General features: G+C 68.9%; 10 protein-coding genes. 6 read left to right on the forward strand and 4 right to left on the reverse strand.

Annotation, left to right across the window (positions count from 1 at the left end; genetic code table 11):
• Nucleotides 1–5 precede the first annotated feature (5 nt).
• A complete protein-coding gene (locus tag IG98_RS0123585) occupies nucleotides 6–413 on the reverse strand; it encodes a roadblock/LC7 domain-containing protein (RefSeq protein WP_030916058.1) in 408 nt (135 codons plus the stop codon).
• Complete coding sequence (locus IG98_RS0123590) at nucleotides 410–2878, reverse strand: sensor histidine kinase (protein ID WP_051752743.1); 2469 nt, start codon at nucleotides 2876–2878, stop codon at nucleotides 410–412. The genes IG98_RS0123585 and IG98_RS0123590 overlap by 4 nt, the downstream gene beginning before the upstream one ends.
• Before the next feature lie 159 nt (nucleotides 2879–3037).
• Between IG98_RS0123590 and IG98_RS0123595 the strand changes: the two genes are divergently transcribed.
• Nucleotides 3038–3844 carry an SDR family NAD(P)-dependent oxidoreductase gene (locus tag IG98_RS0123595; protein ID WP_030916068.1) on the forward strand — a complete coding sequence of 269 codons (807 nt, stop codon included), beginning with the start codon at nucleotides 3038–3040 and terminating at the stop codon, nucleotides 3842–3844.
• Between the two features lie 251 nt (nucleotides 3845–4095).
• On the opposite strand, the gene IG98_RS0123600 is transcribed toward IG98_RS0123595, so the two are convergent.
• Nucleotides 4096–6093: a flavin monoamine oxidase family protein gene (locus tag IG98_RS0123600; protein ID WP_245651678.1), complete on the reverse strand. Its 1998-nt coding sequence runs from the start codon at nucleotides 6091–6093 to the stop codon at nucleotides 4096–4098.
• A 456-nt stretch (nucleotides 6094–6549) separates the two neighbouring features.
• Here IG98_RS0123600 and IG98_RS0123605 point away from each other — a divergent pair, with 456 nt between their 5' ends.
• From IG98_RS0123605 to IG98_RS45190, 5 genes are all read left to right on the forward strand, one after another.
• Nucleotides 6550–6750 carry a hypothetical protein gene (locus tag IG98_RS0123605; protein ID WP_030916074.1) on the forward strand — a complete coding sequence of 67 codons (201 nt, stop codon included), beginning with the start codon at nucleotides 6550–6552 and terminating at the stop codon, nucleotides 6748–6750.
• Nucleotides 6751–6782: 32 nt separating this feature from the next.
• Complete coding sequence (locus tag IG98_RS0123610) at nucleotides 6783–8333, forward strand: SPFH domain-containing protein (protein ID WP_084195588.1); 1551 nt, start codon at nucleotides 6783–6785, stop codon at nucleotides 8331–8333.
• Nucleotides 8334–8493: 160 nt separating this feature from the next.
• A complete protein-coding gene (locus tag IG98_RS0123615) occupies nucleotides 8494–8766 on the forward strand; it encodes a GlsB/YeaQ/YmgE family stress response membrane protein (RefSeq protein ID WP_030916079.1) in 273 nt (90 codons plus the stop codon).
• 388 nt (nucleotides 8767–9154) lie between these two features.
• A complete protein-coding gene (locus IG98_RS0123620) occupies nucleotides 9155–9478 on the forward strand; it encodes a hypothetical protein (protein ID WP_030916082.1) in 324 nt (107 codons plus the stop codon).
• Nucleotides 9479–9840: 362 nt separating this feature from the next.
• Nucleotides 9841–10143, forward strand: a complete 303-nt coding sequence (locus tag IG98_RS45190) for an ATP-binding protein (protein WP_051752744.1) — start codon at nucleotides 9841–9843, stop codon at nucleotides 10141–10143.
• A gap of 555 nt (nucleotides 10144–10698) precedes the next feature.
• Here the strand turns inward: IG98_RS45190 and IG98_RS0123630 are convergent.
• Complete coding sequence (locus IG98_RS0123630; RefSeq protein WP_030916089.1) at nucleotides 10699–12756, reverse strand: glycosyltransferase family protein; 2058 nt, start codon at nucleotides 12754–12756, stop codon at nucleotides 10699–10701.
• Nucleotides 12757–12774 lie beyond the last annotated feature (18 nt).

Raw genomic sequence — 12774 nt, forward strand, 5'->3', positions numbered from 1 at the left:
CCCGCTCACGAGAGACCCTGCCGCGGACTGGTGGAGATATGCTGGCCCACCCGCTTGACCAGCATGGCCATCTCGTACGCGATGTGACCCACATCGGCGTCGGAGCTGCTCAGCACGGCCAGGCAGGTGCCCTGTCCGGCAGCGGTGACGAACAGGAACGCCGACTCCATCTCCACGATGGTCTGGCGCACCTCACCGCCGCCGAAGTGACGTCCCGCGCCGCGTGCCAGGCTCTGGAATCCGGCTGCGACCGCGGACAGATGTTCGGCGTCCTCGCGGTTGAGCCCCTTCGAGAAGCCGACGGCCAACCCGTCGGTGGAGAGGATCACCGCCTGGCGCACCGCGCCCACCCTGGTGGTCAGGTCGTCGAGGAGCCAGTTCAGCTCGCCGGTGTTGGTCAATTTTCCGGTCATTTGTCCCCCTTGTCGCCTGTCGTGTGGTGTGCGAAGTCATCGTCCTGCTCCTCGCGTCCGCGCCGCGCACCCGCCTGGAAGGCGGAGAACAACGCGCGGACCTCGTCGGGCGAACGCTCCTCGCACGGTTCCGCCCTTGGCTCCGGCTGGGCGGGCTCCGTCGCCTCGGGCTCCTGACGGAGCTGAGGCGCCAAGTTCGCCTGCCGGACCCTGCGGGGCAGGCCACCCGGCCCCTTGGAGGGCTGGGTGGCCGTCTTACGTGTCGGAGCGTCATTGCCGAGCTCGGGCTCGTGAGGTGTCCGCAGGGTCTCACGGGTCCTCTGTGGCGCCTCTTCGAGCGACGCGGTGAAGGGGGCGTGGGCCCAGCCGTTCTCCTGGTCCGCGGTCCCGCCCGGATGTCCCTCCTGCCCGGCGGACCGGGCATGGGCCGGCAGGTCGGTCACCACGCTGAGAGCGGGCGCGGCGGTGAACTGGGTGGGGGAGGTCGGCCTCATCCTGCGGGGCAGGCCGTTGCCGTTGGCGGGAGGTGAGAACGTGTCGTGCGAGGAGGAGTCGAACAGCTCTCCCGGATGCTCGGCGGCGCGTTCGGTGGCGGAGGACGTCCGCTCCACGGTGAGGGCGAGCGGCGAGCCCTGCTGGGCGATCACCGGACGGGGGATGAGCACGATGGCCGTGGTGCCGCCGAAAGGTGAGCCGCGCAGGATGACCTGGATGCCGTGCCGGGAGGCGAGCTGGCCCACCACGAACAGGCCCAGCCGGTCGCTGTCGGCCAGGTCGAACTCCGGCGGATTGGCCAGCCGCTCGTTGATGGCCGCGTACTCCATGGGGCTCAGGCCCAGGCCGCGGTCCTCGACCTCGACGGCGAACCCGTTGGCCACCACGTCGCCGCGCACGGTCACCATGGTCTGCGGCGGGGAGTAGATCGTGGCGTTCTCGATCAGCTCGGCCACCAGGTGGGTGATGTCGGCGACCGCGGCCCCGTCGAGCGAGATGTCGGCCACCGGCATCACGTTGACCCGGGTGTAGTCCTCGACCTCGGCGATCGCGGCCCGCAGCACGTCGACCACCGGCACCGGCTTGCGCCACGACCGGCCGGGTGCCGCGCCGGACAGGATGATCAGGCCCTCGGCGTGCCGCCGCATACGGGTGGTCAGGTGATCCAGCCGGAACAGGTCCTCAAGGCTGTCGGGGTCGGTCGCCCGGTGCTGCATGCTGTCGAGCAGGGTGAGCTGGCGGTGGAGCAGGCTCTGCTTGCGCCGGGCCAGGTTCACGAAGACCTGGCTGACGCCACGCCTCAGGTTGGCCTGGCCGACGGCGGCCTCGACCGCGGTCCGCTGCACCGAGCCGAACGCGTGGGCCACGTCGTGCACCTCGGTCGAGCCGCCCGCCTGGATCGGCGGCGCCTCGGCCCGCACGTCGACCTCCTCGCCGCGCCGCAGGCGCTCCACGACGCGGGGGAGCCGCACGTCCGCCAGCTCCAGGGCGGCCGAACGGAGCCCGGCGAGCTCGGCGGCCAGGCGACGGCCGAAGCGGACCGAGATGATGATCGACGCGACCACCGCGATCAGGCCGACGCCGCCGGCGATCACGATCCGGAGCAGGATGCCGGTGGCCGCCGCCTGGGCTCGCTCCGCCAGCTTCTTGGAGGCGGCGAGGTTGACCTTGTCCAGCCAGGCCGACATCTCGTTCGCGGTCCTCTTCCACCTGGCCGCCTCGGGGGCCAGCCGGTTGCCGGTCGACCCGACGATGGCCTTCTCCAGGTCCGTGAACTTCTCGAAGGCCGCGGACCTGAAGGTGTCGCGGTAGGTCGCGCCCAGTTCGGGATCGAGCGAGGCCACGCCCTTGGTGTGCAGGAAGTTCCGGGTGGTGACGTACTCGCCGAAGGCCTTGCGCTCCTCCTCCGACAGCCGGTAGTCGATCAGAGCCCCGCTGATCAGCGCGTTCTCCCTGGCGAACATCTCGTAGGCGTTGCCCATGCCCTGCATGGCGGTGGCCTGCTGGAAGATCGACAGATCGGGCACCGCGGTCATCTGGTCGTACACCAGGAAGACCGCGTCAAGGATCCGGTTGTAGCTCGACAGCACGGTCAGCCGTGCCTGCTGTCCGCTGTCGACACCCGACCGGATGCTCGGAAGCCGGTTGAGCTGGCTGAGCAGCGCGTCCAGTGAGCTACGCAGTTCCGGGCTGCCGGAACTCTCGGAGACGGTGGCCTTCCTGAACGCCTCGACCGCGCGGTCGGTCCGGGAGCGCTGCTCACCCATCCCGCTCGTGAGGACCCGGGAACTGATCGCCACCGACGACTGCGTCCGCTCCGCCTGAAGCTGTAGTCCCAGATCAGTGGAGGTGACCCCCACCGACTGGTAGATGCTGTTCGCGTTCAGCAGCGTGATCCCGTCACCGACGGTCAGGTTGAGCGCGAAGCCCCACAGCGCGCTCAGTGACAGCAGCGGCAGGAGCAACAGCAAGAAAATCTTGAACCGAATCGAGCGGTTTCTAGAGCCCATGTCCACTCGTCCCAACCTCTGAGCGTGTGGAGGCTCGTGCCGGTTTAGGGATGGATAGGCCTCCGGAAGATCGCATAGGAGACTAGCACCGAATACGCTTTCTGCGCAGTGGAGGATCGGATGATTAGTGTGATTACCGGGGCTAGTGCCGGAATTGGTGAGGCAGCGGCGGTGGAGCTCGCGAGGCGCGGGCAGCGGGTTGTTCTGGTCGGCCGTAATCCCGGTAAGACAGCTCGCGTGGCAGAAAGGGTGACGGCGGTCTCGGGAACGGTCCCGGATACGTTCACCTGCGATTACACCTCCTTGGACGATGTGCGCAGGCTGGCGGCCGAGCTGCTCTCCCGTTACGAGCGGATTGACATTCTCGTCAACAACGCGGGTGTCATGACCACCGAGCGCACGCTCACCCGCGACGGCCACGAGACGATGATCCAGGTCAACCACCTCGCCCCCTTCCTGCTGACGAACCTGCTGCTGGAGCGGATCGGGGAGCGGGTGATCACCACCTCCTCCCGGGCGGGCAAGACCGGGCGCCTCGATCCGTCCGATCTCGACCGCGAGCGGCGGCGCTGGAGCGGCTGGCTCCAGTACGGGGACTCCAAGCAGGCGGGTGCCCTCTTCACGGTGGAGCTGGCCCGGCGCCTCGCGGGCACCGGGGTGACCGCGACCTGCTTCCACCCCGGTGTGATCAAGACCGAGTTCGCCCCGGCCACGCTGATGATGTGGATGGTGAAGAACATCCCCGGCATGGGCCAGACCGTCGAGGAGGGCGCGAGCACCATGGTGCACCTCGCCACCCATCCGGACGGCACCGCCCATCCGGGCCGCTACTTCGCCAAAAGCGCCCCGGCGGCCGTCCCCAGCAGAATGGCCGACCCCGCGCTGGCCCGCGCGCTCTGGGACGCCAGCGCCGCCGCCGTCGGGTAGCCGCCGCGCGGTCCCACCGGGGTGGCGCCGATGGGACCGCGCGGATTTCCCCTCATCCTGTACGGCGGGCTCGACATCGGCCTCCTCGCCCCGTCTCGACCCGTGCCACCTGAACTGTTTCCTGATACCCGGCGGTCCGCACCGGTCTGGCAGCGGCTGCGGTGGCCGCTGACGGCCGAGGTCGGACCGTCACTGCTGCCGGGAATGAGCCGTCGATGAACCGGACCCTCGGTCTGCTCCCGTTGACCCCGTCAGCGCTGTAGCTCCGCGACCGCGCGATAGGCGGCGGTGACGGCCGCGTCGGCGCGGGCGGCGGGCACGGAGTCGGCGTTGGCGATCGCGATCCGGCCGTGCGGCCGGCGGGCGACGGTCGCCGGTGGCTGCCCGTCGGGGTAGAAGTCGAGATCCCACGGGGTGGCGTACTCAGGGGTGTGGCCGTGCCCCCACCGGTTGACCGTGATCGCCTCGATGTCGCGGGCCGCGTCGAAGCCTCCCGGGCCCAGCAACCGGGTGAGCTGGTCGCGGATGCTGTACTCCAGGTGCCCGTACGGCGTCTCGATCAGGGCGTACCGGCCGGCGATCGAGCCGTGCGCGGGTGACACGCCGGGCGTGACGGGCGTGCTGACCATGTGCACCGCGATCGGCTCGGCGGGTGTCCTCGGGCACCGGTAGCCGCCGACGTCGGCCGGGTCGTCGAGCTCGGCCACGCACCAGCGGGCGCCGGTGAACCTGGCCCGCCTGATCCCGATCCCCTGCCAGGCGCGCCAGTCACGGAGTTGGACCGTCGCGTACAGCAGGGGCACCTTGACCGCCCGGTACAGCGCCGCCCGCTGCGCGGGCGGCAGGTCGCCGACCAGGTAGGGGATCATCGAGTTCCAGCAGGCCATGATCACGCTTCCGGCCCGCACGGTCCGCACCCGCTCGCCGTCGAAGTAGCCGACCGTGGCGCCGGTGGCCGCCTCGGGCCGGCCGTCGTTGACCGCCGAGACCACCGGGCTGGACAGGCGTACCCGGACCCGGTTGCCCGGTCGGTCGAGCGCGCCGTAGTCGAAGCTCGCGGTGGTGATCCCCGCCATGTCGGCGGTCGTGGCGAAGCCGGGGACCATCCGGGCGGCCATCATCCGGACGATCGCCTGGTTGCCCTCGGGGAAGCGGTAGGCGCGCGGCTCGTCCGCGTCCCACTCCTTGATCACGGTCGGGGAGTTGTACCTGGACGGCTTGGAGGCGTCGAGGCCGAGCCCCTGGAATCCGGCGTACCGGTGCTCGTCGGCACAGGCCCAGGCGTCGATCGCGCCGAAGGCGTCGGAGCCGTAGGCCCACTCGTCGCTCGGCATGGTCTGGACGAACTTCAGCACGTCCGGATGGACCCCGCAGACCTCGGCGAGGAAACCCGAGTAGGTGAGCCTGGCCAGCCGCTCCTGTTTCTCCTCGCCGGACAGGCCGGGAAACCAGTCCGGCGGGTCGCCGTACAGCATGAGCAGGTCCCTTCTGGCCTGCTCCGCGACCGGCAGCTCGGCGATCCACCGCGCCGCCCCCTTGCCGGGGGTGAACACGACCAGCCTCTCGACCGGGAAGGTCTCCCGGTCGCAGAAGACGCTGTCGTACATCCCCAGGTCCGGGTAGAGCCTCCGCTCCCCGGCGAGCCTCTCGGGGCGGATGTCCAGCTTGGCGAGCAGGTCCTTCCCCTCGGGGGTCCACGCCGCCGGGCTGATGATCGACCGTGACCCGCCGTACGCGACCAGCGGCCCCTTCCTGGCGCTCGGGCGGAACTCGTTGCGCAGGGCGTGCCCGCCGATGTCGTCGTGGTTGTCCAGGATCAGGATCCGTGCGCCCGGATCGCGTTCCAACCACCGGTGGGCCGCGCTGAGACCGCTGATCCCCGCGCCGACCACGACCAGGTCATAGCGCTCGCCGGTGGGCTCGGGCAGGCCGGCGTACGCCCAGAACCGCTGGTCACGAAGGGCGTGGGGCACGCTCAGCGCCTCCGCGGTGTCGCCGCGCAGCCCGGTGAGGGACGGCGGGTAGGAGGTGTCGGGCGAGAGCTCCAGGTCTTCCGCGCCGGCGAGGCGGGGAACCTTCGCCGCGCCCTTGGCCGGGGAGGTGTTCCATCCGCCGATCCCGGGCAGCGAGCATGCCGCCGCGATCCCCGTGGCCGCGATCATCCCGTCGAAGAAGTCCCGGCGGGAGATGGGCCGGTCCATACCGAGTTCCAGAGCCTTACGTGGATTGATCTCATCAAGATCGGTCATGGGGCGATCATCACGATGTGAATGGATCGCCGAGGTCGCCGCGCTGCGTTTTCGGGAAGTTTTTACCCATGCCATTAGCGTGCTGTCATGATATCTCCTGCATGAGAGTCATGTCATGGTCGCCGGGAATTGAAAGGAGGGGCGGGCGGCGACGGCACGCGGTGACCTGCCCGGTCCGCGGAAATTCCCCTCGCCCGGCGCACATCGGGGACGTACCACTCCGCGTGGTTCCCCGGTGCTCCGTACCTTTCCGCCTCTGACCTCGGATTCCGCGTTCCAAGGGGGTGTGCTGTATGAATTTTCAGGATAAGCCGGAACGTTATCGAAAGTCGGCTCGTTACCGATATAAAGTGAAGCACGGGGATTAACGGTGGAAGCCCGACTGAGCTCATGTCGCGGCATGGTGCGAGGCGCGCATTCGTTTCTCCCTCTGACGGCTGATCCGGGGAGTGGCGCGTGGTCGGTAAAGAGGGCAGGGTCACCGGAAAGATCGGCCCCGGCCTGGTCGGGGAGGTGATGGTGGTGGTCCGGGGGGGTGTCGAGGCGTTCTACGCGCATCCCACGGTTCCCGACGAGGAGATCACCGTCGGCTCGATCGTGGTGATCGTCGACTTCTTCCCGCCGCGCACCGTCTACGTCTCCCGAGCGCTCGGCTGACAGTTCTCTCATCCCCCACCGCGGAGGCCACGATGCCTACGGAGTACTTCGTCATCGGGGGCGTCGGCATCGTCGCCCTTTCTGTCATCGTCCTGCTCTTCAAGGCCATCTGGCGGGTGGCCGAGCCCAACGAGGCACTGATCATCTCCGGGCTCGGCGCCCGGGGCAGGAGCGAGGAGGCCGACAGCCTCGGATTCAAGATCATCACAGGTAAGGGCACCTCCGTGCTCCCCGGATTCCAGACCGCGCGCCGCCTGCGCCTGGACAGCCGCGCCGCCAACCTCCAGGTCTCCTGCGTCACCCAGCAGGGCATCCCGGTGGTGGTACGCGGCGTCGTGATCTACAAGGTCGGCGACGACCTGCACTCGATCGCCAACTCCGCCCGCCGCTTCCTGGACCAGCAGGACTCGATGAACGGCGCCATCCACGAACTGTTCACCGGCCACCTGCGATCGATCATCGGCAACCTGACGGTCGAGGACCTCATCCTCAACCGCGAGCGGCTGACCGGCGAGACCCGCGCCTCGGCCGCCGACGAGATGATCAAGCTTGGCCTGATCGTCGACTCCCTGCAGATCCAGGAAATCGAGGACGAGACGGGCTACATCACCAACCTCGGGAAGCCGCACGCCGCCAGGATCGCCGCCTCGGCGCGCATCGCCGAGGCCCAGCGTGACCAGGAGGCCACCGAGGCCGAGCAGGTCGCCGCCGCCAACAAGGCCGCGGCCTGGCGCGACTCCCAGATCAAACAGGCCGCCTACCAGGCCGAGATCGACGAGGCGCTGGCCAGGTCCCGCCAGGCGGGGCCGCTCTCCGAGGCGTCCGCCCGCCAGGAGGTCGTCGTCCAGGAGACCCGGGCCGCCGAGCTTGAGGCGGCGCTGGCCGAGCAGCGACTCCAGGCCCAGGTCCGCAAGCCCGCCGACGCCAGGGCGTACGAGACGGTGACGGCCTCCCAGGCCGAGCGCGACGCCCGCATCGCCCAGGCCGAGGCCGAGGCCCGCGAGACCGAGCTCCGCGCCGCCGCGCAGGCATCGCAGGTCAAGCAGGCCGCCGCGGCCGAGGCGGAGTCCGTGCGGCTGCGCGGCCTCGCCGCCGCCGACGCGACCAAGGCCACCGGCCTGGCCGCCGCGGAGGCTTCCAGGGCACAGGGACTCGCGGAGGCCGAGGCGGCCAAGGCGCGGGGCCTGGCCGAGGCCGACGCGATCCGGGCCCGCTCCGAGGCCCTCGCCGACAACCAGGAGGCGGTCATCGCCCAGCAGCTCGCCGAGAACTGGCCGCAGATCGTCGAGGCGGGGGCGAAGTCCTTCGGCAACGTCGACCACATGGTCGTCCTCAACGGAGCACAGGGGGTCGAGGAGATGCTCGCCAAGGCGCTCACCCTCGGCGGCACCGGCCTCGGACTCGTCCGCTCCCTGCTGAGCGGCGCCACCCCCGGCACCGCCGCCGCTTCTCCGGGCCCCGAGGTTTCCACCGGCGCCTCCCTCGCCCCCGCCGCTTCCCGCGGCACTGCGGCCTCCATCGGTGCCGCCAGCGACACGACCGGTGGTGAAACACCGGGAAAGTCAGCCGGCCGGGTCTCCTGACACCGGGATTTTCCGGGCAATGATCGCGGGATGGAACCCGCATACGACCACTTCACAACAGGATCGTGACCGGCGGCCAGTAATTCGGGTCACTCCGTTATGTGTTGTTCGTCTTTCCTAGGGCATACGCCTGGCAGCTGAGCAGACAGGAGCGTAGAACATGACAGTCACCGGCATCATCACCGCCATCGTCATCGGCGCCATCATTGGTGCCCTGGGTCGGCTCGTCGTGCCCGGCAAGCAGGCCATCCCGATCTGGCTGACCATCGTCATCGGTATCGTCGCGGCCCTCATCGGCACCGCGATCGCCGGAGCGCTCGGAGTCGCCACCACCTCGGGCATCGACTGGATCGAACTCGTCATCCAGATCGCTCTGGCCGCGGTCGGCGTCCTCCTGGCGGTGAGCCTGTACGGCAGGCGAGGCGTCCGGTAACCAAGTCCACCCGTGCCTAGGGCCGGCTTCCCGGAAAAGCCGGGAACCCGGAGACCAGCGCCCCGGCACCCCCCGGCCCGGAATCCTCCGGGCCGGGGGGTGCCGTCGTGTTCCGTACCAGGGCACCTCCCGCAGATTGTCATGATCTGTCGGTGGAGGTAATCCGTTCCTTGGTCCGTGGCCCATTCAGCCACCGCCCTGGCCTTCGCTGATCTCCCCTCCGCCAGGTTGGTCACGGCCCGGTTCGATCAGACTCCGGTCCTCTCCAGTGCGCTGTTCGGCTTGGCCGACGCGTACGACGCCCCGAGGCGGCTCCACGCCATCAGGCCGGCGCTGGGCGCTAGTCGTTCACAAGTTCTACCCAAGCAGGCGTCAATAGATTTTGATCATGAACCTTCGCATAGCATCCGCCAAGTCCCGGGCAGCCCTCGTCGTAGGTCTGCTCGCCGTCGTCATACGCGTGGGCGCGACCGCTACCCTGACGGTCAACGGGGAGTCCACCTGCAACCACACCGACTTTGCGGGGATCGGTCTGGGTGGTGTCGCGGTGTTCATCGCCCTGCTGGCCGGGTGGGAGGCCGCCACCGGATTCACCGACTACCAACACCAGGTACGCAAGGGCGTCACCTGGGGAGTGATCGCTCTCGCACTTCTTCTCGGCGCTGTCGGCCTGCTCAAGGGCTTCGCCGTCGTCATGAGCCCCTGCGGCTGAAATCCCTGGTGTCCCGATCTCCGGTGCGCGCCGTCAGAAGAGCGTTGCTGTGCACCACATGAGGCCAGGACCCAACGAGTCACATCACGAACAGGTCGCTCGTATACCGCAGGTTGACCGGCGGGGCATCAAGAGCCGTGGGCCGGTGGAGCCGGTGGAATTTTCTGACCCCACCAACCCCAACGCTCCTCGTAGAAGACACTCAGTAGGAGCCTGGTGCCCTCGCTGAGGGCGGGAAGGTCGCCCAGCCAATCGGGCAGAACGGTCAACCGGTTACCGCCCACACTGAGCCTGGTGAGGGCGGCGAGGTTCCCCAGCGACTCAGGTAGAGCGGTCAACCGGTTAGCCCCTAGGCAGAGATCGTGACGAACTCCGTCGTCCACTCCGACTCCGGACGGACAACAGGCGGATCGCTGACGGTCTGCCTGGGCCTGGGCGGCGGCATGGTGCACGCCGAGGTCATCGACGACGGCTCGGCGACCAGCCTCCCCTTCGTCCGCGCGACCGACTTCGACAGCGACGGCGGACGCGGCCTGCTCCTGGTCGAGGCCATGGCCACCGCCTGGGGCACCCACCACGCCCCCGAAGCGGGCACCGCCGTCTGGTTCCACCTGCCAACCAACGAAACCAACAGAACCGACGGCCCCGGTTCCCTCTCCAGTTGACCCATCTGACCCATCTGGCCGAAGTCCCTCGCCCGAGGCGTGCCCCTCCCTCCGGTCACAGTGGCGGTCCGAGTCGCGGTGTGCCCCATCAGACGATCACACTCGCCCCTGAGCCAAGCCTGACCGGCAACGACAAGCCGCAGCAAGCGCGGCAAGCCGGTCGGCGACGGCAGGCCACGACGGGCCCGGTGAGCTACGGCGAGTCCCCTGCGCTCCTTCCCGCACCGTTGCTTCAGCTACGGCGATGGCCTCAGAACGACCCCCGTACGGATTGCTTCAGCGTCGAAGAGCCCGATGGGCGGCCCGCGAGGAAGCGACTACGGCCCGCAGGGCGTACGGAGAAGAAGGGGGTGCGGAGGTGGGTGGGTTTATAAGAATTCGCGACCACCGCGCCCGCCAGGCCGAAGACCTGACCCCCAGACCCGCCACCAACGACGGCCGCCCGGAGCACCCATCCACCGGAGCGCGAACACACACCCCGCCAGAGAAACACGTCGAGAGAACCCGACCCCTCATCGAGCACGCGGGAACCCCCGCGACGATCCACCCGGAAAATCAGATCATCACATGCGCGTCCGGATGCCCCACAAAAGAGAACTGCGCGTTACGAGTGAGCTTGATGTCGTCGGCCTGCCAGGTGTGCATGCCCGCGTCCCCACTGCGCCAGTAGACGAAGTTGAACCGGTCCGCGGAGTAGATCTTGACCCGGTCCTCCTTGAGCCGGCGGACCAGCCGGGTGTCCTCACCCCGGGTGACGTCCTCGAACCCGTAGTGCCGGAACATGTCCGCCTTACCGAGGAAGGTGCCACCCTGCACCAGGAAGGCGTAGCGGTGCTCCAGCCCCGGCAGGCGCAGCATCGTGGTGTTGCTGCCCTCGAAGTAGGCGTAGTGCGCGCCCTTGCCGACCAGCTCGGCGTCGGAGTAGTCGAAGGCGCGGGCCAGGTCCGACAGGTAGTGCTCGCCGTACAGGTTGTCGTCGTCCATCTTGGCGATCAGCTCGCCCTCCGCGGCGGCGATGCCCAGGTTGAGGCAGGCGCCCAGCGACAGTGACGAGTCGGCGGGCAGCACCACGACGTCGGTGATCCCGGCCATTCGCGCCTTGTCCGCCACCACGACGGGGTCGATGTCGAGCCCGTGCAGCACCATGACGAGCTGGACGGGGCGGTGGACCTGCTTGGCCACCGAGGAGATCGCGTGCTCGATCTGGGCGGCCCGGTTGGTGGGCAGCACCACCGAGATCGACCGGGTCCGCCGCTGTACCGGCTTGCCGAGCAGCTCCAGGATCTGGTCCACCCGGTGCGAGAACAGGTGCTTGTCGAAGACCTCGCGCATCGCCAGGTGCCCCTGGCGGGCGCGCAGCTCGGGGCTGTTGATCAGGTGCAGGACCTGGTTGTACGACTCCAGCTCGTCGCGGGCGATCGGGATCAGCGACCCGAAGGTCTCCTCGATGGCCCGCGACCAGCCCGAGACGATCGACGTCGAGCAGGCGGACAGCTCGAAGACCCGGCGGGCGCACATGGTCGGCGAGTCGAGCACCGAGTTCACGTTGAGGAAGACCTTGTACATCTTGTACGCGGCCAGCATCTGGTCGTACGGGAGCTCGCCCACGATGTGCGGGACGTACTCGGCGGGCCAGGCGTACTTCTCGTCCACGGTCCCGTTGCGGGCGAAGATGTGCAGGCCGAGCTCGCGGATCGGGGCGAGGACGGTCTCCATCTGCTCGCGGCGCTCGGGATGCTTGTCCCTGAAGTACATGCCGGCGAAGACCACGTCGTTCAGGCGGCCGCGCTTCTCCTGGATCGGGTTGTGCACCCGCGGCTGCGCGGCGAACTGCAGCACGTCGACCCGGTCGTGGCCCAGCACCTCGCGGTAGCGGGGGACCATGTCGCCGTCGCAGGTGAAGACGTAGTCGAACAGCTTGGCCGTGTCGATGAAGAAGTCGAAGTTCGGCGGGTCCTCCTTGTTCCAGAAGACCGTGGGGATCCCCTCGACGCGGCACCAGTCGATCAGGGCGAGCAGCTCGGGCTTGGGGGCGTTCGTCCCGGTCATCTGGTAGCGCCAGCGGCCCTGGTTGCCGTGCCAGGCCGACTCCACGAACAGCAGCTCGGGACGGCGCTCGGCGAAGATCTCCGGCCAGTCGCGGAGCCCGAACTCGATCTGGTCCCACTCGTACTTGAACGCCATCCGGGAGAAGTCGTCCAGGATGACCGCGACCTTCATGTCCGGACGGACGATCGGACCGGCCGGCCACTTGACCTGCGGTACGTCGACCACGGGCCCCTGTTGGTCGAGCTCGGCGACCACCTCGGCCACCGGACGGGGCGGCTTGGGGCCCTTGCGCGTCTGCATCGCGGAGCGCAGTTTGCCCGGCAGCGCGGTGACCCCCGACCCCTTGGCCGCGGTCAGCGCCTCGGCCACCCGGTACGGACGCTGCACCTTGGTCGACTCCAGCTTCCACTGCGCGTAGTCGGCCTTCGCCTCGGCGATGGCGAGCCGCCGCTCAAGGTCCCGGACGCGCTCCTCGAAGCGCTCGACGACCTTGCGCTCCTCGGGCAGCCAGTTGATCGGCCCAAGACGCTGGAACTTCGGCTCTTCGGGGGTCTCTTCGCTCATGGGGGATCGCCTTTGTCC

The organism is Streptosporangium amethystogenes (genome assembly GCF_000721075.1).
GTDB classification, from domain to species: Bacteria; Actinomycetota; Actinomycetes; order Streptosporangiales; family Streptosporangiaceae; genus Streptosporangium; species Streptosporangium amethystogenes.